Origin of the sequence: Granulicatella balaenopterae (assembly GCF_900111135.1) — a bacterium.
Taxonomy (GTDB): domain Bacteria; phylum Bacillota; class Bacilli; order Lactobacillales; family Aerococcaceae; genus Granulicatella; species Granulicatella balaenopterae.
In genome coordinates this window covers 1-24,604 of record NZ_FOGF01000024.1, presented here as the reverse complement: position 1 = coordinate 24,604, position 24,604 = coordinate 1, and the positions used below count along the sequence as shown (strand labels likewise).

General features: G+C 33.5%; 23 protein-coding genes and 1 pseudogene. 19 read left to right on the top strand and 5 right to left on the bottom strand.

Annotated elements, in window-relative coordinates:
* The first annotated feature begins 28 nt into the window (after window positions 1-28).
* Window positions 29-730 carry an ABC transporter ATP-binding protein gene (locus BMX09_RS06365; RefSeq protein ID WP_089746898.1) on the top strand — a complete coding sequence of 234 codons (702 nt, stop codon included), beginning with the start codon at window positions 29-31 and terminating at the stop codon, window positions 728-730.
* Between the two features lie 11 nt (window positions 731-741).
* A complete protein-coding gene (locus BMX09_RS06360) occupies window positions 742-4,056 on the top strand; it encodes an ABC transporter permease (protein ID WP_089746896.1) in 3,315 nt (1,104 codons plus the stop codon).
* 93 nt (window positions 4,057-4,149) lie between these two features.
* Here BMX09_RS06360 and BMX09_RS06355 read toward each other — a convergent pair whose 3' ends face one another.
* Window positions 4,150-4,989, bottom strand: coding sequence for an Rgg/GadR/MutR family transcriptional regulator (locus BMX09_RS06355; RefSeq protein WP_089746894.1), 840 nt, complete (start codon window positions 4,987-4,989; stop codon window positions 4,150-4,152).
* 175 nt (window positions 4,990-5,164) lie between these two features.
* Here BMX09_RS06355 and BMX09_RS06350 point away from each other — a divergent pair, with 175 nt between their 5' ends.
* The 4 genes from BMX09_RS06350 (at window position 5,165) to BMX09_RS06335 (ending at window position 7,803) form a co-directional block, all read left to right on the top strand.
* Complete coding sequence (locus BMX09_RS06350; RefSeq protein ID WP_089746892.1) at window positions 5,165-5,440, top strand: hypothetical protein; 276 nt, start codon at window positions 5,165-5,167, stop codon at window positions 5,438-5,440.
* Between the two features lie 536 nt (window positions 5,441-5,976).
* Window positions 5,977-6,474, top strand: coding sequence for a stage II sporulation protein M (locus BMX09_RS06345; protein ID WP_089746889.1), 498 nt, complete (start codon window positions 5,977-5,979; stop codon window positions 6,472-6,474).
* A 10-nt stretch (window positions 6,475-6,484) separates the two neighbouring features.
* Window positions 6,485-7,156, top strand: a complete 672-nt coding sequence (locus tag BMX09_RS06340) for an ATP-binding cassette domain-containing protein (RefSeq protein WP_089746887.1) — start codon at window positions 6,485-6,487, stop codon at window positions 7,154-7,156.
* Window positions 7,156-7,803 (top strand): ABC-2 transporter permease, encoded by a 648-nt coding sequence (locus tag BMX09_RS06335; RefSeq protein ID WP_089746885.1) that lies wholly within the window; start codon window positions 7,156-7,158, stop codon window positions 7,801-7,803. The genes BMX09_RS06340 and BMX09_RS06335 overlap by 1 nt, the downstream gene beginning before the upstream one ends.
* Before the next feature lie 61 nt (window positions 7,804-7,864).
* Here BMX09_RS06335 and BMX09_RS06330 read toward each other — a convergent pair whose 3' ends face one another.
* Window positions 7,865-8,437 (bottom strand): DJ-1 family glyoxalase III, encoded by a 573-nt coding sequence (locus tag BMX09_RS06330; RefSeq protein WP_089746884.1) that lies wholly within the window; start codon window positions 8,435-8,437, stop codon window positions 7,865-7,867.
* A gap of 577 nt (window positions 8,438-9,014) precedes the next feature.
* On the opposite strand from BMX09_RS06330, the gene BMX09_RS06325 reads away from it, so the two are divergent.
* Complete coding sequence (locus BMX09_RS06325; protein ID WP_089746883.1) at window positions 9,015-10,187, top strand: RNA-guided endonuclease InsQ/TnpB family protein; 1,173 nt, start codon at window positions 9,015-9,017, stop codon at window positions 10,185-10,187.
* Between the two features lie 239 nt (window positions 10,188-10,426).
* On the opposite strand, the gene BMX09_RS06320 is transcribed toward BMX09_RS06325, so the two are convergent.
* Complete coding sequence (locus BMX09_RS06320) at window positions 10,427-10,927, bottom strand: FUSC family protein (protein ID WP_089746881.1); 501 nt, start codon at window positions 10,925-10,927, stop codon at window positions 10,427-10,429.
* Window positions 10,928-10,997: 70 nt separating this feature from the next.
* Complete coding sequence (locus tag BMX09_RS06315) at window positions 10,998-12,275, bottom strand: BaiN/RdsA family NAD(P)/FAD-dependent oxidoreductase (RefSeq protein WP_089746879.1); 1,278 nt, start codon at window positions 12,273-12,275, stop codon at window positions 10,998-11,000.
* Window positions 12,276-12,435: 160 nt separating this feature from the next.
* On the opposite strand from BMX09_RS06315, the gene BMX09_RS06310 reads away from it, so the two are divergent.
* Window positions 12,436-12,615 carry a hypothetical protein gene (locus BMX09_RS06310; protein ID WP_089746878.1) on the top strand — a complete coding sequence of 60 codons (180 nt, stop codon included), beginning with the start codon at window positions 12,436-12,438 and terminating at the stop codon, window positions 12,613-12,615.
* A 35-nt stretch (window positions 12,616-12,650) separates the two neighbouring features.
* Here BMX09_RS06310 and BMX09_RS06305 read toward each other — a convergent pair whose 3' ends face one another.
* Entirely contained in the window at window positions 12,651-12,914 is a 264-nt protein-coding gene (locus tag BMX09_RS06305; protein WP_089746876.1) for a hypothetical protein, read from the bottom strand.
* A 191-nt stretch (window positions 12,915-13,105) separates the two neighbouring features.
* Between BMX09_RS06305 and BMX09_RS06300 the strand changes: the two genes are divergently transcribed.
* The 11 genes and pseudogenes from BMX09_RS06300 to BMX09_RS06250 form a co-directional block, all read left to right on the top strand.
* The gene (locus BMX09_RS06300; RefSeq protein WP_089746874.1) at window positions 13,106-13,744 is read left to right on the top strand and encodes a glycoside hydrolase family 73 protein; all 639 of its coding nucleotides are present in this window, start codon (window positions 13,106-13,108) and stop codon (window positions 13,742-13,744) included.
* 21 nt (window positions 13,745-13,765) lie between these two features.
* Window positions 13,766-14,893 (top strand): ATP-grasp domain-containing protein, encoded by a 1,128-nt coding sequence (locus BMX09_RS06295; RefSeq protein ID WP_089746873.1) that lies wholly within the window; start codon window positions 13,766-13,768, stop codon window positions 14,891-14,893.
* A gap of 56 nt (window positions 14,894-14,949) precedes the next feature.
* Window positions 14,950-17,235 (top strand): DNA helicase PcrA, encoded by a 2,286-nt coding sequence (gene pcrA, locus BMX09_RS06290; protein ID WP_089746919.1) that lies wholly within the window; start codon window positions 14,950-14,952, stop codon window positions 17,233-17,235.
* A 17-nt stretch (window positions 17,236-17,252) separates the two neighbouring features.
* Entirely contained in the window at window positions 17,253-19,274 is a 2,022-nt protein-coding gene (gene ligA, locus BMX09_RS06285) for an NAD-dependent DNA ligase LigA (RefSeq protein WP_089746871.1), read from the top strand.
* Window positions 19,274-20,401: a CamS family sex pheromone protein gene (locus tag BMX09_RS06280; RefSeq protein ID WP_089746869.1), complete on the top strand. Its 1,128-nt coding sequence runs from the start codon at window positions 19,274-19,276 to the stop codon at window positions 20,399-20,401. Before ligA ends, BMX09_RS06280 begins: the two co-directional genes overlap by 1 nt.
* Before the next feature lie 34 nt (window positions 20,402-20,435).
* Entirely contained in the window at window positions 20,436-20,744 is a 309-nt protein-coding gene (gene gatC, locus BMX09_RS06275) for an Asp-tRNA(Asn)/Glu-tRNA(Gln) amidotransferase subunit GatC (RefSeq protein ID WP_089746867.1), read from the top strand.
* Window positions 20,741-22,198, top strand: coding sequence for an Asp-tRNA(Asn)/Glu-tRNA(Gln) amidotransferase subunit GatA (gatA, locus tag BMX09_RS06270; protein WP_089746865.1), 1,458 nt, complete (start codon window positions 20,741-20,743; stop codon window positions 22,196-22,198). Before gatC ends, gatA begins: the two co-directional genes overlap by 4 nt.
* A gap of 16 nt (window positions 22,199-22,214) precedes the next feature.
* Window positions 22,215-23,645, top strand: coding sequence for an Asp-tRNA(Asn)/Glu-tRNA(Gln) amidotransferase subunit GatB (gene gatB / locus BMX09_RS06265; protein ID WP_089746862.1), 1,431 nt, complete (start codon window positions 22,215-22,217; stop codon window positions 23,643-23,645).
* Window positions 23,646-23,820: 175 nt separating this feature from the next.
* Window positions 23,821-24,024: a hypothetical protein gene (locus tag BMX09_RS06260; RefSeq protein WP_218138930.1), complete on the top strand. Its 204-nt coding sequence runs from the start codon at window positions 23,821-23,823 to the stop codon at window positions 24,022-24,024.
* Window positions 24,002-24,389, top strand: a pseudogene (gene tnpA / locus BMX09_RS10465) (IS200/IS605 family transposase). The gene BMX09_RS06260 and the pseudogene tnpA overlap by 23 nt, the downstream one beginning before the upstream one ends.
* 7 nt (window positions 24,390-24,396) lie before the next feature.
* On the top strand, window positions 24,397-24,604 hold a 208-nt coding region (locus tag BMX09_RS06250; protein WP_218138928.1), incomplete at its 3' end, for a hypothetical protein.

Genomic DNA, 24,604 nt, shown 5'->3' with positions numbered 1-24,604 from the left:
ATATATAGATAGTGAGAAGGTGATAATAATGACGTATATTTCAATTCAAGATGAATCAAAAATTTATGGTACAGGTGAAGCTAAGACCATCGCAAATGACCACATTTCTTTTGAGATTGAGGAAGGGGAGTTTGTTGTTATTTTAGGTCCATCGGGTGCGGGGAAATCAACTGTATTAAATATATTAGGCGGTATGGATACACCAACATCAGGAAAGATTATTGTTGATGGGCAAGATATTAGTGAGTTTGATGATTATCAGTTAACCACTTATCGCCGTGAAGCAGTCGGTTTTATTTTTCAAAATTATAATTTAGTGCCGAATTTAACAGCTAAGGAGAATGTGGAATTAGCAGTTCAAATATCGCCCAACGCAAAAAATCCAGTGAGCGTATTAGAAAGTGTTGGATTAAAAGATAAATTAGATCATTTCCCAGCTGAATTATCAGGCGGAGAGCAACAAAGGGTATCAATTGCTAGAGCTGTCGCCAAAAATCCAAAATTACTCTTATGCGATGAACCAACTGGAGCACTAGATATTGAAACAGGGAAACAAGTACTACAATTATTGCGTGATACTTGTATTATATTAAAGACTACGGTTATTGTGATTACCCATAATCAAGAGATTGCCAAATTAGCTGACCGTGTGATTCGTATCAATGACGGAAAAGTTGAAAGTATCACATTTCATGAAGTACCGGCAACTGTTGATGAACTAGATTGGTAGGGGGGAGTCGGATGAAAAAGAAGGCATTATGGAAAGATTGTCTGCAAGAAATTCGTAAAACCTTTCCGAAGTTTTTATCAATTTTATTAATTATATTTTTAGGGATTGCTTTTTTTGCAGGGATTCGAGCAACTGGTCCTGATATGATAAAAACAGCCCAAGATTATTATGAACAACAAGCTCTAGCGGATATTCATATTATGTCAACGATGGGCTTAACAGAGGACGATATTGATTTATTAGCAGAACAAGAAAATCTAGTGGTTATGCCAAGTGTTAGTTTGACCAGTTCATTAGTAGATAGTTCATTAACATTAGCGATTGACCGTTTACCCAATGAAGCAATTAATCAATTAACACTTGTAGAGGGGCGTTTGCCAACAGTATCCGGTGAGATTGTCTTGGATGCTAGTCGAGAGATTATGGCGAAATATCAACTAGGTGATGTGATTCAATTTGAGGATACATTGGAAGAAAGTACTCTTGCAAATGAAGCGCCAACCCTAGAAAAAAAAGAGTTTACAGTAGTGGGATTTGTTCATTCGCCTATTTATATTCAATATTTTGACCGTTCAATACCGGGAGATTCCACAGTGGCTGGATTTGCTTATGTTGTACCAGAAGATATTAGCGCTACGATTTATTCACAAGCTTATTTGCGCTTTAAAGAGCGTCCTGGACAAGCTTATCAAGATGTTTATAATGATGCTGTGGCTCAAGAAATCAATCGCTTGGAACAAGTATTACAAGCGCAACCGGATAAACGCATCGAAGAAATTAAACAAACGGCTCAAGAAGAAATTGATAAAGCGGAAACTACTTTACAATCGAAGGAGCAAGAATTATTAGATGCTAAACAAGAGCTAGTAGATGGCGCTCAAAAAATAGCGGATGGTAAGGAAGAATATTTTAAAAACAAACAAAAATTTGAAACAGAAATTGCTAATGGAAAACAAAAAATCGTTTTTAACCAGCAAAAATTACAAACAGCGCAACAAGAATTAAATCAAAGTTTAGCAGAATATCAAGCTAACTTAGATCAATTAAATCAATCAAAAGCTACATTAGAAGCAAAAGAACAAGAATTATTAGCACAAAAAGAAAAAATTACCAACTTACGCCAACAATTGGATAGTATGCCAAACAATCCTAATCCGCCGCTAGAACCACAATTAACACTAGACGAAAAGACTACTTTAATACAACAAGCAACTAGTGGCAGTCAGGAAGCTTGGCAACAACTATTCCAATACTATGCTATCGGTGAATTTACTTATCAAGAAGTCGCTAGTATCTTAGCACCAAACGAAAGCCAGATAGCAGCAGCTGGAGCAGAATTAGAACAAGGAAAAATCAAGCTATCGGATGGTTTTGCACAATTAGAAAATGCTAAAAATCAATTAGAAACAGCTAAAACTTCAATTGATAAGGGACAAAAAGAATTAGAGCAAGGACAACAAACTTTAAAAGAACAAGAACAAACCGGTCGTATCGAATTGCAAAATGCATGGCAAAAACTACAAGAAGCAACAGATGAATTAGCGACAGGACAAGCAGAATACGATGCAAAAACGGTAGATGCTAAAGCTAAAATCGATCAAGCGAAGGCGGATATTAATGAAGCTAAGCAAAAAGTAGCGGATTTAAAATCTCCAGACTATTATTATTTTGATCGAACAGTTAATCCTGGCTATCAAGAATTTGAATCAAATGCTAGTCGTGTAGCTGCGATTGCACAAGTTTTCCCAGTTTTCTTTTTCTTTGTAGCGGCTTTAATAAGTTTTTCAGCAATGAAACGAATGGTAGTGGAACAAAGAACAATTATTGGGATTTATAAAGGTTTAGGGTATCGTAATATTGCTATTGCTCAAAAATATGTAATGTATGCAATCTTAGCTGCAATTATCGGTTCAGTGGCAGGGATATTTGTGGGGCAACAATTATTCCCACGAGTCATTTTTAATGCGTATAAAGGAATGTATCATATTGGTGAGATAAGTGTGTGTTATGATGTATCATTGAGTATCTTATCAATTGGTCTAGCGTTAATCTGTACAGTTGGAGCAGTATGGATTGCGTTACATCGCACTCTAAAAGAAACAGGGGCACAATTATTACGACCAAAACCACCTAAAACAGGTCACCGTATTTTATTAGAAAAAGTTGGTTTTGTATGGTCACGAATGAGTTTTAACCAAAAGATCACCATGCGCAATATCTTCCGCTATAAAGGGCGCAATACTATGACAGTTCTAGGAGTAGCCGGGTGTACCGCTTTAATTTTAACAGGTTTTGGTATTAAAGATTCCATTAGTGGATTAGAAACGAAGCAATTTGAGGATATTATGCATTATTCGATGATTGTTGCAGTAGATTCAGATAGTACACCCAAAGAATATCTTGATTTACAAAGCCAAATAAAAGAGATTGACGGCATTGAATCTGTAGCTAAAACGTCTTTTGATAAGCTCGAAATAAAAATACCTAAAAAAAATAATCAATTTGTAAATGTTTTAGGTGTTGCACCAGAAGAATTACCACAAATTGTAACAATAACAGATGCAAAAACAAAAACAGCATTATCCCTACCAGATGAAGGGGTCATCATAACAGAAAAATTAGCCCAAATGTTAGGTGGAACAGTAGGACAAGAATTAATTTTAACAGATTTGTCTGGTGAAGAATATTCCATTCAGATTGCAGGAATTACTAAAAACTATGTCGAACACTGGCTATATATGAGTCCCGAGTATTATCGTATTGTAATGGGGGATGAAGATAGTGATAATAGTCTATTTATCACCACACATCTTAATAAAGAGCAAGAGACTAAGATTGCTAAAGAGTTAAAAGAAAAACCAGGTGTCGCAAGTGTTCATGTAATGGGGCAAGCAGTAGAAGCTTTTGCGAAAACAGTAGATAGTTTAAATATCGTTACAACTGTTTTAGTTATTTCGGCAGCGCTACTGGCTTTTGTTGTATTATATAATTTGAGTAATATTAATATATCTGAACGTTTACGCGAATTATCAACGATAAAGGTGTTAGGATTTTATCCAAAAGAAGTAAGTATGTATATTTTCCAAGAGATGATGATTCTATTAGGAATAGGCATTTTAATAGGATTTATATTGGGGAACTTTTTATTATTCTTTGTATTGAAAACAGCGGAAATTGATACTTTATTATTCCCAATTCATATTGCTTGGCCAAGTTACTTATATGCTGGAGGATTAACTATTATCTTTTCAAGTATTGTGATGTTAATGATGCATCGAATACTCAAAAAAATTAAAATGGTTGAGGCCTTAAAAGCTGAAGACTAAGTATGAAGGACTGCTACTATTTGGTAGTGGTCTTTTTTTGTGGGGTAGAATTTATAGGGGGGATTCCCCCCTTATTTGAGGATTAGTCAGAAATTATGAATCTTGTAAAGGTAATTGAGAAATAATATTTTCTAGTAAATAAACTAGTGGGGCGATTTGAAGTTGTTTTAGATAATCAACTAAATGATGTAAATTATTTAGGGCATCTTTATTATTCAAAACAGTATATAGGTAAACCTGTTGCCAAAAATAAAGTAATATTTGAGCTTCGAGCGTTTGAATGTTACATTTCTTCAAATAATTAATTAATTTATCAAATTCCCTATAATCATTATGTTGTATTTTTAATATTAGTAGATTAGAGATGATTTTTACTAAACTATTTTGTTGGAAAGTTAGTTTCTTTGCTTTGGATATTAACTGTTGGCTCAGTAATTGAACGTCAGAGTAATCGAACATAAAGAGTGTGTTGGATAATAAAGAGATTTCATAATATGACCATACTTCAACGTTTAAGAGATATTTTTTTATGATAAGTGTATCAGGATTAGGTGAAGTATCTTGCTGTAATCGTTTAATTAAAGCGGTCGTAATAATGAGCAAATGGTGATCTTGAATATTATTATGCTCAAGATATTGTTGCTCTAGTTGTGTGTGCAGATGAATTAAGGTTGAAACATCTTGTTGTTCAAAAGTTTTCATAATTACTGGAAGAGTGATTATTTGTTGTTGTTCTTGATAGAGATGATAAAATTCATTGCTAGAAATAGCCAAACGAGCTAATAATTTGTCGAATTTACTAATGGATATTTCTGAAGTATTAGCAATGAATTTATAGTATTGACTTTTAGATAAAATCCCCTCGGTTAAATAAGAAACGGATAAATTTTTTTGTTTTCTAATTTGATTAATTAGTTCGCCATAATATGTCATAAAATACTCCTTTTGTTAATAATCTCATAAATGAGACATTATATTTTAAATTTCACTATTTATAATATAGTAGTTTATGTAAAAAGTAAAAAAGAGGTTAGCGAAATGTGGGCGTGGTTTTTAGTACTTATGAAGATATTTTAGATATATGTATAATGTGAAAGGGTGTGAGAACATGAACACGTTACAATTTAATAAACTTAACATGACTTTTTTAGGTAAAATAGTCGCAATGGTGCTGTTAGTAAGCGTAGTGCAATTTAGTGGAGAAATACAAATTTTAGGCGTATTACAAAACTATGGATATAAGGTAGTTCCTGGATTAGCAGAAGCGTTAAGTGTTGTAAATACTGTATATGGAGTACAAGGCGTATTCTTGAGTTATTTAGGAGTAGCTGTTGCTCCGTGGTTTGCTGCTATTATAGCTGGTATGGGTGCAGTATCTATGTAATATATTATAAATTAGACATTAAAGGAGGTTTTCAAGTGAAAGAAAATAAAACTAGTTATGAGTTATTAATTTTTTTTTAATTGTAAATAGCATAACATTTTTGTTATTTACTCAAAACGTAAGAGTTCAAGGGGAAGATTTAATAAGCGAATATCTAATAAAAATATTTATATGCTAATGCATTAATGAAGTTATTTAATATTGAAGTATCTAAAGGAAATATATTTAAAATTTCTATAATCTCTTATACATCTATATTGTTAGGAGTGATTGTAAATAATTTATTCACAGTTCTATATGGAGTTAACTGTCAATCATATATAAGTTTAAGTGCCTTTCTATATAGTTCTAGTAAGTTAATAAATGTTATATTGATGAAAGTAAATATGTTTGAAATAGCAAGCGTTATTATATTCGCTAGCTTATTAACAAAAGAAATAAATGGAACGAATAAAGATAAAAGTTTAATAATAATATATTGGTATATTATTGATATAATAGTAATATATTATTTTTATTAGTAGGAGATAATAGAGATGTTTGTTGATTATAAAAGAGAAATAAAGAATATAAAAAACATTTTTTTCGTTACATATGTGATAGCGTTGTGCATAGGTTGGTTATATTTTAAACAAACTAGTGTAATTATAGACAATGGTGGATGTGAGAGTAATATATTGTATAAAAAAATATTAATCAATAATATTATTGTTTTTATATTGATGTGTAGCGGTTCTTTATTCAATAAAATCAGTACATATAGTATAATTATAACTAATGCGTATTTATTAGGTGTAAATACTCCTATGATAATTTCGTTACAAATACAAGGGATATCAATATTATTTCATGGTGTGTTAGAATTATTCGGTTTTTTCTTAGCTGCATTAATAGGGATGAAACCTATTCAGTATCATATTAAAAACAAGTATAATTCATATAAAATTTTATTATTAGGATTAAGTATGATTGTAGTTAGTGCAATTATTGAAGGCTATATTTCTTATGGGTTTTTAAAAATTACTAAATTTTAGGAGGCTTTTGGTGGAAAAGATATTAAGTTTTAAGGATATTTCTTTTGAAAGAGAAGATTTCCGTTTGAAAGATGTGAATTTTGATTTTTATGCTGGTGATATTGTAGGTTTAATCGGTGAAAATGGTGCTGGTAAGACAACGCTATTTAATCTGATTTTTAAGAATTTAATAGCCACAAACGGTCAGCAAACTTTTTTGGATAAAGACTATCACGATGCTGAAAAGGCGCAAATGGCAATTATTTTAGATAAGAATTATTTACCGGAAACGGCGACAGTTAAAGAGATTGATATGATTTTTAGTAGAGTATTTTCTGAATGGGATAGTGATTTATATTTTCAATATCTAACTAAGTATCAATTGCCTTTAGATAAAAAAATCGCTTCTTTTTCGCAAGGGATGAAAGTTAAGTTGAATTTCGCCTATGCATTTTGTCGTAAAGCAAAATTAATTTTATTAGATGAAGCAACGAATGGCATGGATCCTGTATCACGTCATGAAGTATTAATGGAACTACAATCATATGCCAAAAATAATGCTTGTACGATTTTACTATCCTCACATATTTTAAGTGATTTAGAAAAAATTACGACTCGAGTATTTTATTTAAAAAATGGTCAGTTGGAAGAACAAAAACAAATTAATCACTTAGAAGAATTAATGATGGAGGGGGCTAACTAATGCGTGGAATGATGATGAAGGACTTAATATTTTTAAAAAACAAATACCGCTTACTTTATAGCTTACTGGCTTTAGCGATTTATCTAGCAGCTGTTTATTTCTATCAAGAACCAGCTCTTATTATTGGCATGATTTTAACGATTTTCTTTTCGATATCATTAGCAATGCCTTTATTTATGCAAGATGATAAGGAAGATTGGTTATATTTTTCTAGCACTTTACCAATTAGTGTGAAAGAATGGGTACTGGCGCGTTATGTGACGATGGGCTTATTGTTAGCAGCTATTACCGTATTCAATCTAGTGTTGGCGTTAGTCTTTTCACTGCTTGTTAGTGGGGCGCAATTAGGCTTATATCTAGTGGTAATCGGGTTAGCGGTGATGGTGACGGTTGTCTATCTAGTGATTTTAGTGCCGGCGATTTTTGCTTTGGGGATTAATGGTATTTCGATGGTCTTTTTAGTCTTAATGTTATTGGGGACGGCATTGCAAAAGTTTGCCCCGATTAGTAAGATTGTTCAATTACAGCAATTATCGCCAATGATTTTAGTCTTACTGGCAGTGGCGGTTTGTGTCGTACCGTTAATTGCCTCAATCCAAGCTTCCATTAGTCTAGCGAGTAAAAAACAAGTGAAAACAACAAAATAAAAATAACCCCAGCCAGCCACGCGCGCTAGTTGGGGTTTTATCATTTTCTAAATAGGAATAGTTAGATTTTTTCTGCTAATAAATCATATAACATCCCTTGTTTTAAGTGAGTCATATCAGAACCCATAGCTTCACCAATTGCAAAACTATAAGCTAATGCCGTAGCAGGTCCACGGCTGGTAATGATTTTTTGTTCGTCATCAACCACGACTAAATCTTCTTTAAATTCACCATTTTTCACTTCAGATACTAAATCTTCTTCCATTCCAGGATAAATTGTATACTTAGCATTATCTAAAATACCATAGCGAGCAAAGGCGATTGGCGCTGCGCACATGGCGGCATTCCATTGTTGGTTTTGGTGACGTTTGACCATTAATTTTGCTAAATCTTGATCATCACGTAAAGCGTATGATCCACCCATACCACCAGGGAAAGCGACTAGATCATAATCTAATAAAGCTTCATCAACCACGCCATCACAAGTAAAGATAATATGATGGGCACCGGTAATTGTTGTATTACCTAAACCTAACATATCACATTGTATTTCTGCACGACGCAAGACATCGACTACTGTTAGAGCTTCTACTTCTTCACAACCATTCGCAAAAATTACTGCTGCTTTTTTCATATAAAAACCTCCTTGAATTTCTTTTATCACTTATTATTCTAAACCATTTTTCACCAAACTGTAACAAATAGTTTATAAAACTTTATAAAAAGTGAAAAAATTATTACCTGCAATTAAATCTGTGTCCTATACAGATTTAATTGCAGGTAATGGGTAAAGCCTTACACTACAAAACAACGTAAGGATGAATATAAGGTTAAACCATAAGTATTCAATAACAAAGGTTCTACAATAAAAGCTGTTAGTGCATGTACCGAATATCTAGGTTAGGTAACTGACCGAACTTATATACTTGTGAGTTTTTACAATATTTCGATAAATAACACTTTAATCACCCGCAAAAGCTAGCTTGATAAACTAGCTCGAGTGGGTGCTTTTTTTATTGCGAAAAATAAGTGCTTTCACTTGAATGCGAACATATATTCGCTATAATGGTAGGTGAGGAGTGTTGCCAGATTTATAATTCTTTAGTGAATATAACTTAAAAACGTTATAAAGAAAGATAAGGTTATTTGGATGTAGATTGCAAAGGAGAAAGCTAATCAGACTAAAAAGATAATTAAGGAGTTGAAGAAGAATGATTAGAGCCATAAAGGTAAAATTATATCTAACTAAAAAGCAAGAAGAGTTAATGTGGAAAAGTGCTGGTGTAGCTAGGTTTTCTTATAATTGGGGTTTAGGATATCTAAATGATTACTATGAAGAAAATAAAAAATCTTTATCTATTGAGGAGCTTAGAAAAGACTTTACCAAATTAAGAAAATCAGATGAATATCCATGGTTAAAAGAAGTGTCTTCTGATATACCACAACAAGCGCTTAAAGATTTAGGAACAGCTTTTAAAAATTTTTTTAATGGAGAAAGTAAATATCCTGAATTTAAGAAGAAAGGTAAATGTAAGGTATCGTTTTATCATTTGAATAATAAAATTATCGTGAAAGATAAACATATCAAATTAGAAAAAATAGGATATGTAAAAATGAAAGATGAAGGACGGTTGCCAGTTGGAAATTATAAAAAAGATAAGATTAAAGTTTTGAATCCTAGGATAAAACACAATGGTAAGTTTTGGTATTTAACAGTTGCGTTTGAATGTGAAAATAATCAAGCACCAGAACTTACGGGTGAAAGCATAGGAATAGACTTAGGAATTAAAAACTTAGCGATAGTTTCTAACATAGATAAACCTTTTAAAAATATTAATAAATCAAAAGAAATTAGAAGATTAAATAAGAAGCTGAAAAGACTACAAAGGAAACTTTCAAGGAAATATAATATGCAAAAAAAAGGTAAAACTTTTGAAAAAGGAGAAAGAGTAGTTAAGACTAAAAATATCATAAAACTTGAAAGGAAAATTAAACTTGTTCATAAAAGAATTGTAGATATTAGAATGAATCATATTCATCAGACAACAAATACTATCGTGAAAACCAAGCCTAGTAGAATAGTTGTCGAAGATTTAAATGTTACGGGAATGATGAAAAATAAGCATTTATCTAGATTAATTGCTGAACAATGTTTTAATAAGTTTATAACTATTTTAGAACATAAATGTGAATGGAATAAGATTGAATTTGTAAAAGCAGATAGATTTTATCCATCTAGCAAGATGTGTTCGTGTTGTAATACTATTAAAAAAGACTTGAAATTAAAAGATAGAACTTATGTATGTATTAATGATAAGTGTAATCTTGTTATGGATAGAGATAAAAATGCAAGTTTTAATTTAGCAAACTATAAATTAGCTTAAAAAATCAAAGAAAAAGATTGAGCTAATATGTAGGCATTGACGATGTCGAATTTAAGCCTTTGGAGAATCATATCAAATCGGAGTAGCGCTAGCAAAACGAGATTCTATGAAGAAGGAGATAAATCTATGAAATTTATAAAGTATTTATAAAAAATTATAGAGTTTATACGTCAGCTATCTTGGATTGATTTTTCAGCAAACAAAAAGCCCACCTATCAAAATAGATGAGCCAATCATTATTATTCTTTATCTTTTAAATGCGGATTTGGTAGGGCATAATTGACCCCGATTGCAATACTAGCTCCAATCACCGTATCTAAAACACGTTGAACGGCATAAATGGCATTCGATTGATCTTCAATATTAAAATAAACAACTAAAAAAGTGGCAGTGGAATTAATCACGCCAGTTTTATTAAATTGATTACAAAATAATATTAAGATAATAATCGCAAGTGGCGCCCAAAAGACATTACTCCAATCGCCTAATGATAAATAATCTTTAATCGTTAGGATACTAATGGCGACAATCCCACCAAATAAATTCCCAATAAAACGAGATCTGGCAAATTTCCAAGTTTGTTCATGATCGCTACGTAAACTAAATACCGCTGATAATGAAGCAAGCATCGGTGAGCCACGATCAAGTAATTGGAATAATAAGACGCAAATACTTACCGATAGGGCAGTTTTAGTTGTGCGCAAACCTATTTTTAAGGGATGCGGTTTGTTGGCTGACATAAAAAGGCTCCTTTATTATATTTTCATCATTATAATAGTTGGATTTGTAAAAAAGTACAACTACTAATTATTAATAATTAAAATAACTTGCATATTCTGCTGCATTAACACCTGCTGTATGACCGGTTACAAAGGCTGCGGTAATATTATATCCACCTGTATAGCCGTGAATATCTAATAATTCACCGCAGAAAAATAAGCCTGCTGCTTGTTTAGAAGCCATAGTTTTTGGGTCGATTTCTTTTAATTGTACACCGCCACCTGTTACAAAGCCTTTTTCAATTGCTAGGGTACCATTCACGGTAAAGGTAAAGTTTTGTAGTAAATCTAATATTTTTTTAGTTTGCGGTTCGTTTAATTGATTCAAACTCATTGTAGCATCAATGCCAGCTTTTACCAGTAAGAATTCTGCATAACGTTCAGGTACTAAAGTTTTTAGATGAGTTTTAACTGATTTTTGTGGTGCTGTTTGTAACCAATTGCGCCACATATGAGCTAGTGATTTAGCGGATTCATTAGGGACGACATTTAATTTCATGGTTACGTCTTTAGTACCTTCACGCTCTTGAATGGTGTGAACGAAGCTTGAACATCGTAAAACGGCAGGGCCTGAAATACCAAAGTGAGTGAAAATCATATCCATTTGATGAGTGACAACGGCTTTACCTTTTTTATTTAAGACACTTAAAGCGACATCACGTAAAGATAATGCACGTAATATTTTGTTTTTTATAAAGTCTTCATCACTTGTTAGTGGGACTTCTGTAGCAAATAAGGGGGTGATGGTGTGTTTGACTTGTTTTGCCATACGATAGCCGTCACCTGTTGAGCCAGTTGCTGGATAAGACTTTCCGCCAGTTGCTAATATAACAGAATAAGCACGTATTTCTTCGCCTTCAGCTGTTAAGACACCAACCACAGCGCCATCTTCTATTAATAATTTTGCGACACTTTGATTGGTTCTCACCTCAACTTTTTGCTTTTTGATTTCTTCGATAAAGGTATTTAAAATAGTCTTTGCGGAGTCGGTTGTTGGGAATAAACGTCCGTGGTCTTCTTCTTTTAACTTTACGCCACGGCTTTCGAAAAAGTCGATAATATCATGATTATCATAACGAGAAAATGCGCCATATAAAAAGCGTCCATTTCCTGGAATATGTTTAATAATTTCGTCACTTGAACGAATATTAGTGACATTACAACGTGTACCACCTGTTAGTAACATTTTTTTACCTAGAGTTGGATTTTTTTCTAAAAGTAGTACTTTACTACCTTCTTGCGCGGCTGTAACACTAGCCATTAAACCACTAGTACCTCCACCGACAACAATAACATCAAATTGATTCATATATTCCTCCTGATTGTGTAAATTAACTCTATTAGTATACCGATAACCGCACCAGATGGAAAGAAAAAGCTCCAAAAGAATCATCACAAAGAACTATTGCATACAAAGCTGATTCTTTATAAAATAGAGAGGAAGGACAAGTTCAGTAGAAAAGAGAGTGATGAAGATGAGTCCAACCGCTATTAAAGTCTTATTAACCATCCCAGCGATTTTAATTATTATCTTATGTATCTTTATTTTGAAAAATAACAATAGTGAAACAGATACTATGAGGATTAAAGTTTTAGCAGTGGCGTTGATAATTGCTTCACTGTATTGGAGTATTTCGTTGTGGATTTAAATTAAATAAAAAGGCAAAAAGAAACTGAAATTTAATCAGTTATCTTTTTGCTTTTTTGCGTCATGATAGAGAATAAATTCAACGATTCTTGAGATGATTGCTACAACAATTGCAAAATAAAAGAAATAAATATAAAAGCTCACATTAATCGAATAAGCTAATAGAATAAAGCTCGTAATAGCAATTGCCCAAAAATATTTGGTGAATTGTGTTAATTTATTTTTTAGAAACCAATCATTACCAGATAATTGACTAGCAGGTGTATTAATTAAGCGAATGAAACGGGTTTTTAGTGACATTTATTTCACCCTTTCTATGAGTTTTATTCATTATATTTTTCTAAGAGTAACTTTGCAAGTAATAGCCCTCTCTTTTTTTGCGTATGAAAAAAATCCTACAAAGAAAAAGTAAAAATTAAAGCGATAAGCCCCTACTTGTGGTAAAATTAAGAGATAGCAAAATCAGATTATTTTATAGGAAGGTGCAACTAATGACTAAGCGAAAAACAAAAATTCGATTAGCAATGACTTTAAAGCAGTTAGCGATTGTTAGCTTATTAAGTGTGGCATCGGTGGGTGCTATTTTTATGGTGAGTTCAGATGTATTATTTAATCATCATGAATTATCGCAAGAAGAGTTGGCTAAACGTGATTTTATTAATCGTTTAGTCCCAGTGGTGCAAGATGTATATCGTGATTATGGTGTTTTGCCAAGTATTAGTCTGTCGCAAGCTATTTTAGAGTCTGATTGGGGAAGGTCAGAATTAGCGCAAAAGTATTATAATTTATATGGGGTAAAAGCTTACGGCAATGCTCCTAAAGCTAATATGCAGACAAAAGAATTTGAAAATGGACAGTGGATGACCATTGATGCTGATTTTAGAGCTTATAATAGTTGGCGGGAATCAGTTGTTGATCACGCCTTATTAATGGTTAATGGTGTTAATTGGAATAATCATTTATACCAAGATGTCATTACTGCTAAGGATTATAAACAGGCTGCCACTGCATTACAACAGGCTGGTTATGCGACTGATCCAACGTATAGCGATAAATTAATCATATTAATTGAAGAATATCAATTATATCAATATGACCAATTGCCAGAAGATATCGCAATTGATGAATAAAAGATAAAGGAGTTGAAGTAAGTGAGCCAAGTTATTCCAGGAAAAATTATAGGAATTGTCGGTGATACCATGCGTATTCAAACAATGATTTTAGCTGGTAAGCAATATGGATATGATATGTATTGTTATCATAATCATGAATTAGGGCGTTTTAAACAAGCAGATCAAGAATTTATTGGTGAATATCAAGATAAAGTTGCTTTGCTAGATTTTTGCGAACGTGTTGATGCTTTATTTATTGCGACGCCCTATATTGAAATTGAATTACGATATTTAATGAGCAGTAAAACGCAATATTTTCAATCATTTGAATTAGCTGAAATTTCACAAAATTTAATCGTTGAAAAATTATTCTTGGAGAATTTACAAATTAACGTAGCTCCTTATAGTTTAGTATCAACAATTGATGAATTACCTTCAGCGATTGAAAGTATTGGTTTTCCAGCTATTTTAGAAGAAAATAAAAAAAGAGAAATGCATTATCCACCAATGACTTTATTGGATAATGATTTAGAACCAGCAGTATATGATATGATAAAAGCGGCTCCTTGTATGATAAAAGCAATTGTACCAGTAAAGCGTCATTTTACGATTAGTGTAGTCCGAGATTTTGATGGACAAGTAGATGTATTTCCGATTACGGAAGATGTCTATATTGGTAATCGTCTGCAATTTTCAATTGTTTCAAAGGGAATGAATCCAAAATGGACAATCGAATTAAAGCGTATTGCCTATCAAATTATGGACTCTTTATCAGGAGTTGGGATTGTGACGGTACAAGTGATATTAGCAAGTAATGGTATTTTTTATGTGGAAAAAGTAACTATGCAACCAGTAGTACAACATGATTTTAACCAAAGACAATTAGGTCTATCAATGAATCAATTATTGGTAAAAACTGCAACTGGTTTACCAATTTCATTACAAAAAATTGATCAAGAAATGCTAATGATACCGATATATCCTTATATGTTAGGTAAAATGAACTTATTAAATTTAATTAAGCCAGAATGGGATTTTGAATATTATACTAATACCTCACAATACGAGGAAGAAGTCATTGGTATATTGCGTTTAACAGGAGAATCGCATATTGATTTAATGAACGAAATTGAAACATGTGATTTATTCTATAATGAACATAGATAGAGATAGATAAAAATGAAAGGAAGTTAGTAGTGAGTATTCCAAATTTATTAGAGGGGATGAACCCCAAGCAACAAGAAGCAGTAGTGTGTACAGATGGTCCATTATTAATTATGGCAGGTGCTGGTAGTGGGAAGACGCGAGTATTAACGCATCGTATGGCCTATTTATTAGAACAACAAAAGACTAGACCTTGGAATATTCTAGCAATTACATTTACTAATAAAGCAGCAAAAGAAATGAAAGAGCGTGTTGAAGCTTTAGTCGGACTGGAAGCACAAGATATGTGGGTATCAACATTCCACTCGATGTGTGTGCGTATGTTACGTCGTGATGCTGAAAGAATAGGATATGCCAAATCATTTACCATTTGCGATCCGAGTGAACAACAAGCTGCTATGAAACGTATTTTAAAACGATTGAATATTGATAGCGAAAAATTTAATTATCGCATGATTTTAGGGAAAATTAGTCAAGCAAAAAATGATTTATTAACACCAAAACAATTTGAAATGGAACACACTTCTTATATCGATCAAATTGTAGCGAAGTGTTACCATGCTTATCAAGATGAATTAAAACAAAGCATGACAATGGACTTTGATGATTTAATTATGCAGACGGTCTTGTTATTAGAAAATAATCCAGATGTATTAGAATATTATCAAAATAAATTCCAATATATTCACGTTGATGAGTACCAAGATACGAATGAAGCACAATATAAATTAGTTAATCTCTTAGCAAGTGGACATCAAAATATTTGCGTTGTAGGAGATGCAGACCAAAGTATTTATGGTTGGCGTGGAGCTAATATGGAAAATATCTTAAACTTTGAACATGATTATCCTAATGCGAAAGTTGTCTTATTAGAACAAAATTATCGTTCAACGAAAACGATTTTACAAGCGGCTAACCAAGTGATTGAAAATAATCAAAAACGTAAGAAAAAAGCCTTATGGACCGATAATCAATCAGGTGAAAAGATTACTTATTATCGTGCGCAATCAGAAAAAGATGAAGGCCACTATATTATTCAGCAGATTCAACAATTAATGTTTGATAAAGATTATTCTTATAATGATTTTGCGGTATTATACCGTACAAATGCGCAATCACGAACTATTGAGGATAGCTTCTTAAAAGCCAATATTCCATTTAAAATGGTTGGCGGACAGCGCTTCTTTGACCGTATGGAGATTAAAGATGTTCTAGCATATTTACGTTTATTATTGAACCCATCAGATGACTTAAGTTTTAGACGAGTGATTAATGTACCAAAACGTGGCGTTGGACCGACAAGTGTTGAAAAAATTGATGCTTTTGCGATGATGCATGATTTATCTTTATTAGAAGCAGCTAAACAAAGCACTTTATTAGGAATTCGTGGTAAAGCAGGGAAATCAATTGCTGAATTTGGCGAAATGATGACTGAGATGCAAGATTTACTGACAAAAGAGATGTCATTAACAGAATTAGTCGAAACCTATATTGAAAAGACTGGTTATATTGAATCATTAGAGCAACAACGTACGATGGAAGCTGATGCCCGTATTGATAATATTCGGGAGTTTATTTCAGTAGCAAAACAATTTGAAAAAGATCGTTTGGATACTAGTTTAGAAGAGTCACCATTAAGTCAATTCTTAACAGATTTAGCCTTAGTAACTGATTTAGATAAAGAAGAGGAAGAAGAATTAGCGCAAGTAACCTTAATGACTTTGCATGCGGCTAAGGGATTGGAATTCCCAGTTGTCTTTATGGTGGGGATGGAAGATGGTATTTTCCCTTCAATTCGTGCTATTCAAGAAGGAGACGATGTGGAAGAAGAGCGCCGTTTAGCTTATGTAGGGGTGACACGTGCTGAACAAAAATTATTCCTAACAAATGCATATAGTCGTATGTTATATGGTCGTACTCAAAGTAATCGTCCTTCTCGCTTTATTGATGAAATGGATGAAGAGTTATTAGATCAAGAAGGTTTAGGGAATGCGGTTAATAATCGCTTTTCAAGTAGTTTTTATTCAGAATCTGGCCAAACAACTGTAACAAGCAAGGGGGTTGGCTCTATATCAAGTAATGGCTATCAATCAACAAAAAAATCAGCCACTCAAAAACCACGCACAGTTCAATCAGTCATCAAACCAACTCGTTCAATTGGTCAAAAACCAACTACAAGTGCAACAAGTTGGCAAGTTGGCGAAAAAGCTCAACACAAAATTTGGGGTGTTGGAACAATCGTTAAAATTACGGGAACAGGTCAAAATCAAGAAGTTGATATCGCCTTTCCAAATGTGGGGATTAAACGCTTATTAGCAAGCTTTGCCCCAATCACAAAGGTATAAGAAAAGGAGAATCAGTAATGACTGAATCTGTATCGCTAGATAGCGCAAAAGTTAGGGTAGCAGAATTGCGCCAACAATTAAATCAGTACAGTTATGAGTATTACATTAAGGATGCTCCAAGTATAACTGATAGCGAATATGATCAACTGTATCGAGAATTAGAACAATTAGAAAAACAATTTCCAACATTAATTACTCAAGTATCGCCGACTCAACGTGTGGGGGATAAAGTGAGTGAAGGATTTCAAAAGGTAACGCACCAAGTTCCTTTATATAGCTTGTCGAATGCCTTCAATAAAGAAGACTTACTATCTTTTGATCAACGTGTACGTAAATTAACGCAAGAGCCGGTCCAATATATGTGCGAATTAAAAATTGATGGCTTATCCGTTTCTTTGCGTTATGAAGAAGGTCGTTTAGTGCTGGGAGCTACTCGTGGAGACGGGACAATTGGCGAAGATATTACGCAAAATATTCGCACCATTAAATCCATTCCATTACAATTACCAAAAGCAATTTCTAATGAAATTCGTGGTGAATGTTATATGCCAAAAGAAGCCTTTCTTAAATTAAATGAAGAGCGTGAGGCAGAAGGATTAGATGTCTTTGCGAATCCACGTAATGCAGCGGCGGGAAGTTTACGTCAATTAGATCCTAAAGTAGCAGCCAAAAGAAATCTAGCTGTATTTTTATATAGTAGTGCTACAACAGAAGGATTAGAGGCTAACTCGCAAGAAGAATTATTAAAAAGTTTTAAAAAATTAGGTTTTGTAACCAATTCACTATGCAGAAAATGTGATACAATAGATGAGATATGGTCATTTATTGAGGAGATTAGTCAAAATCGTGCAAACCTACCATATGATATCGATGGCATTGTTATTAAAGTCAATAGTCTAGCCCAACAACAAGAGATTGGCTATACAGTCAAAGCTCCAAGATGGGCCATTGCTTACAAATTCCCAGCCGAAGAAGCAACAACCATTGTACATGAGGTTGAATGGACTGTTGGTCGTACTGGTGTCGTAACACCAACTGCGATTATGGATAGCGTCCAATTAGCAGGTACAAGTGTTAGTCGTGCGAGTTTGCATAATGTTGACTTAATTAAACAACGTGATATTCGTTTGAATGATACAGTTGTGGTCCATAAAGCTGGTGATATTATTCCAGAAGTAACCCGTGTGGTATTAGAAAAACGTCCACAAGACTCAACGCCATTAGAGATTCCAACTCATTGTCCTAATTGTGGTGAAAAGTTAGTCCATTTAGAAGATGAAGTAGCTCTGCGTTGTATCAATCCAAAATGTTCAGCTCTTTTAAAAGAAGGATTAGCCCATTTTGTATCACGTAATGCGATGAATATGAGTGGTGTGGGGGTTAGATTAATTGACCAGCTATTTGAAAAGGAATTAATTCATGATGTAGCGGATTTATATCAATTAACAATGGAAGATTTATTGACCTTAGATAAAGTAAAAGAAAAATCAGCCGAAAAGATTTTAACTGCGATTACTAATAGTAAAACAAATTCATTAGAGCGCTTATTAACCGGCTTGGGAATTCATCATGTTGGGAGTAAAGCGGCTAAACTGTTAGCTCAAACATTCGGTGATTTAGATCATTTAATGCATGCGACAAAAGAAGAATTATTAGTAATTGACGGCTTAGGTGAGACAATTGCTGATAGTGTATTAACTTATTTTGCCATGGATTCTGTTCAAGAAATGATGCAAGAATTAAAAAATGCAGGGGTTAATATGACGTATTTAGGAGTTGTACCAACAACAGTAATAGACTCACCATGGTTAGGAAAAACAGTGGTACTAACTGGCTCATTAGAACATTTTTCACGTCCAGAATTAAAAAATATCTTGGAAGAAAAAGGAGCTAAAGTAACCGGGTCAGTTTCCAAGAAAACAGATTTAGTTATTGCTGGTAAAGCTGCAGGAAGCAAATTAGCTAAAGCTGAACAACTTGCTATTGAAGTCTGGTCTGAAGAACAATTATTACAAGCGTTAGAAGGAGCGGAAAGATAATGAAAAAAAATAAATTATTTGCTATCTTTTTAGCAGTGAGTTTTCTAACTTCAGGTTGTGTTGGCTTAGAAGAGTTATCAGAAGTAACACCTAATCAACCGCAATCCGATAATGGTAACGATACTGTTAAGTCAACAACCAACCAATTATCAAATGATTTTTATCGCGCATTAATTACTGATGGGAAATACTTACCAAGCCAATCACGTGGAGCAACTTTAAGCTTGAATTCTGGTTATAATTTACGCAATTTTGAAACAGGTTTATTAGCTATTTCAAAAAAAGTTTTCCCAACGGATCAATATTTCTTCCGTGAAGGACAAGTAATTGAAAGTGCAACGGTGTATGAATGGATAAATCGTTATAGTGAAGACAATCCAGATGGGTTAAATCCAGCAACTAATGGTGAAACAGACCCCGCTAAATATGAACCAATGTATTTAGCGCAAGTCTTAGAACAGGACTATATGATTCAAACTGAAAATAATTATGAATTAGGTGGTATCAGTATTGGTTTAGCAATGAATAGTGTCAATCCCTTAGTAACTGATGCAGCTGGCATTCCAGCAACTATTCCTGATGATGTATTGATTCAAAAAGGAAAAGAGATGGCCAATGTCATTTTAACAAGATTACGTCAAAATGATGGCTTGAAAAATGTTCCTATTGTTTTTGGTATCTTTAAACAAGAGCGTGAGGATAATATCGGCGGAGGTGTGTTCTTAACGGAAGCAACTTCTGTAGAGGGGACTGAAGTTAAAAATTGGTCGAAATTAAATGAAAAAATCGTTATTTTACCATTAATTAAAGGAGACCCTACTGAGGAATCAAGTTCGTTTGAAAACTTTAAGAGTCAAGTACAGAACTTTTTCCCAAATCTATCTGGTGTAACAGCTAAGATTCATTATACGGATGATGTTCCAGATAAAATGGTCGTAACAATTATGACTCAATTCTATGGTGAATCTGAGATCATTGCTTTTGCCCAACATGTAACAGATGTGGCGAATAAATATTTACCGAAAAAAATTAACGTAGAAGTACGTATTATGTCAGTTAATGGTGTTGAAGCCTTTTTACTACAAGACGTTAATGAAGGTAACTTTAGCTATCATGTATTTGATTAGTAATAAATAATTGATTGAAAGTGAGGAAATAAAAGTGGCAATTCAAGAAAAAGAAGTTCGTCATGTTGCAAAATTATCAAAATTAGCGTTTGCTGATGATGAAATTATGCACTTTACCGAACAAATGAGTGATATTATCGACATGGTGGAACAATTAAATGCTGTAGAAACAACAGATGTTCCAATTACAACACATGGCTTTGAAATTGTGAATGTGTACCGTGAAGATATTCCTGAAAAAGGAACTGAACGTGATTTATTAATGCGTAATGTAAAAACAGAAAAAGATGGATTTATTCAAGTGCCAGCAATGCTTGGATCAGATGAGGAGGGTGAAGCGTGAGTTTATTTGAAAATAAAACATTAGTCGAATTACATGATGGCTTACGTGCCAAAGAATTCACTTCTGAAGAATTGGTAAAAGATACTTTTAAAACAATTAATGCAATTGATGGAAAAGTTGAAGCATTCTTAACATTAAATGAAGAAGAAGCCTTACAACAAGCAAAAGCCGCTGATGAAAAAGGTTATAGCGAAATCGTATCATTACAAGGCTTACCAATTGGTATTAAAGACAATATCGTGACTAAAGACTTAACAACTACTGCAGCTAGCCGTATGTTAGAAGGATTTAATCCAATTTATGATGCAACTGTTATGGAAAAACTTAAAGCAGAAGGTGCCGTTAATATTGGTAAATTAAATATGGACGAATTTGCGATGGGTGGTTCTACAGAAACTTCATACTACAAAAAGACTAAAAACCCATGGGATTTAACAAAAGTTCCTGGTGGTTCATCAGGTGGTTCAGCAGCAGCTGTTGCTTCAGGTGAATTATTAGCATCACTTGGATCAGATACAGGTGGTAGTATTCGTCAACCAGCATCATTTACTGGTGTAGTAGGTATGAAACCAACTTACGGACGTGTCTCTCGTTATGGATTAATTGCCTTTGCATCAAGTTTAGATCAAATTGGACCATTTACACGTAATGTTAAAGATAACGCTTTAGTATTAGAAGCCATCTCAGGTTATGACACTCATGATTCAACAAGTGTTAACAAACCAGTTCCAGCTTATCACCAAGGTTTAACGGGTGATATTAAAGGTATGAAGATTGGTTTACCAAAAGAATACTTTGGTGAAGGTGTTGATGAAGAAGTTCAAAAAGCAGTCTTAAAAGCAGCTGAACAATATCGTCAAATGGGCGCAATCGTGGAAGAAGTTAGCTTACCTCACTCTAAATTTGGTATCCCAGCTTATTATATTATTGCCTCATCAGAAGCATCATCAAACTTACAACGTTTCGATGGTATTCGTTATGGTCACCGCACAGAAAATGCTGAAACATTAGAAGAGTTATTCGTAAATAGTCGTTCTGAAGGATTTGGTATGGAAGTGAAACGTCGTATTATGTTAGGAACATTCTCATTAAGTTCTGGTTATTATGACGCATACTTTAAAAAAGCTGGTCAAGTACGTACATTAATCAAACAAGACTTCGCAAAAGTATTTGCTGATTATGATTTAATCTTAGCTCCAGTAACAACCTCAACAGCATTTGGATTAGGTGAGAAAAACGATGATCCAATTAGCATGTATATGTCAGATTTATTAACTGTGCCTGTTAACTTAGCAGGTTTGCCAGGTATTTCAGTACCTGCTGGATTCTCATCTGAAGGTTTACCAATCGGAATCCAATTAATCGGAAATTACTTCCAAGAACAAACAATCTATCAAGCGGCGTATGCTTTCGAGCAAGCAAATAACTATCATTTGCAACGCCCAACATTATAGAAAGGAGATAAGATAGATGAATTTTGAAACAGTAATCGGATTAGAAGTCCACGTAGAATTAAAAACAGAATCAAAAATTTTCTCTCCTTCACCAGCTCATTTTGGTTCAGACCCAAATACGAACACCAATGTTATTGACTGGGGTTATCCAGGAGTATTACCAGTATTAAATAAACGTGCCGTAGAATTTGGTATGCGCGCTGCTTTAGCATTAAACTGTAAAATCAATCAAGAAACGAAATTTGACCGTAAAAACTATTTTTACCCAGACAATCCAAAAGCATATCAAATCTCACAATTTGATTACCCAATTGGTTATGATGGCTATATCGATATCGAAGTTAAAGGTGAAACAAAACGTATCCGTATCGAACGTGTTCACTTAGAAGAAGATGCCGGTAAAAATACTCACGGTGAAGATGGCTTCTCGTATGTTGACTTAAATCGTCAAGGAACTCCATTAATTGAAATCGTTTCTGAAGCAGATATGCGTTCTCCAGAAGAAGCTTATGCTTACTTAGAAGCTTTACGTCAAAAAATCATGTTTACAGGCGTATCTGATGTTAAAATGGAAGAAGGTTCAATGCGTTGTGATGCTAATATTTCTATTCGCCCTTATGGACAAGAAGAATTTGGTGTTAAAACAGAATTGAAAAACTTAAACTCATTTAATAATGTTCGTAAAGGGATTGGTTTTGAAGAAGTACGTCAAGCGAATATCTTACGTAATGGTGGTATTATCCAACAAGAGACTCGTCGTTTTGATGAAGCGAATAAAGGCACAATCTTAATGCGTGTTAAAGAAGGAGCAAGTGATTACCGTTACTTCCCAGAACCAGATCTTCCTAATTTAGTGATTTCTGATGAATGGGTTGAAGAAGTACGCCAATCAATTCCTGAAATGCCAGAAGTCCGTCGTGCGCGTTATACAAAAGAATATGACTTACCAGATTATGATGCAATGGTATTAACATTATCTAAAGAAATGTCTGACTTCTTTGATGCAACAGTTGCGGCAGGTGCTGATCCAAAAGCAGCTTCAAACTGGTTAATGGGTGATATATCAGCTCACTTAAACAGCAAAAAATTAGAATTACATGACTTAAACTTAACACCAGAAAACTTAGCTGAAATGATTAATTTAATTGCTGATGGCACAATCAGTTCTAAATTAGGTAAGAAAGTATTCTTATTATTAGCTGATGAAGGTGGTTCTGCAAAAGCTATTGTTGAAAAACATGGTATGGTTCAATTAAGTGATCCAGCAGTCTTATTACCGATTATTAAAGATATATTAGCAAATAACCAACAATCTATCGAAGACTTCAAAAACGGTAAAGACCGTGCAGTTGGCTTCTTAGTTGGTCAAATTATGAAACAAACAAAAGGTAAAGCTAACCCAGGTATAGTCAACAAATTATTACAAGAAGAATTAGCAAAAGCCTAAATATTACTAAAAAAACTAATCGAAATTTGAAAAGGATTTCGATTAGTTTTTTTGCGTTATGAGATTTGGTATAAATTTGCGGCGAAAACCCACATGTTTGCGTGTGGGATGAAAGCGGCTTCTCTTTACTTGACAATAGCATATAATATATGTATAAACAAAACATAGAAAGCAAATGGCACTAATGGCACGACCTAAAAATGATAACGTACAAATCAATGTTTTCATCCCATCCGAGTGGAAAAAGGAACTTGAAAACCTTGCATGTATCTATTCTGTTGAGGAAGGTAAAACTATTACATTTCTTGATCTAATGCGTAGAGGTATTCAGGAAAAATATCAGTTAGGAGAAAATAATGAGCGAGGAACAATATCATAGTGCTTCGCATTGTAAATATCTGATACAGTATCATATCATCTGGTGTCCGAAATTCAGATTTTCGGTACTAAAAGGGGATGTAGAGGATAGATTAAAACAGATATTACAGAAAATCTGCGATGATTATAATTATCATATTAAGGCACTTAAAGTAATGCCTGACCATATACATATCTTTGTAGATGTCCCACAAACGGTTGCACCTTGCGATGTTGTCAGGACACTAAAAAGTATAAGCGCTATTGAATTATTTAAGGTATATCCAAAACTAAAACAGTTCTATGCAAATATGGTCAAGAGGATATTTTGTATCTACAGTAGGGCATATCAGCGAAGCTACAGTAATTAAGTATATTGAGGAGTAGAAAAGCCATGATTGACAAAGAATACAACAAAATTCTGAAAAAATATCATAAACTTTCTGACAGGCATATTTTGGTAGTTGAGACCGATATGCCTTATTCTGTTGTACTTAAAGTTGTGGCTCTTTCTGATAAGATACGCAAAGCAGGTAATGAGCTTGTTAGTCTGATAAGAAAGAATTATGAACAACTTCTACGTACAAAGAGATACCGTAAAT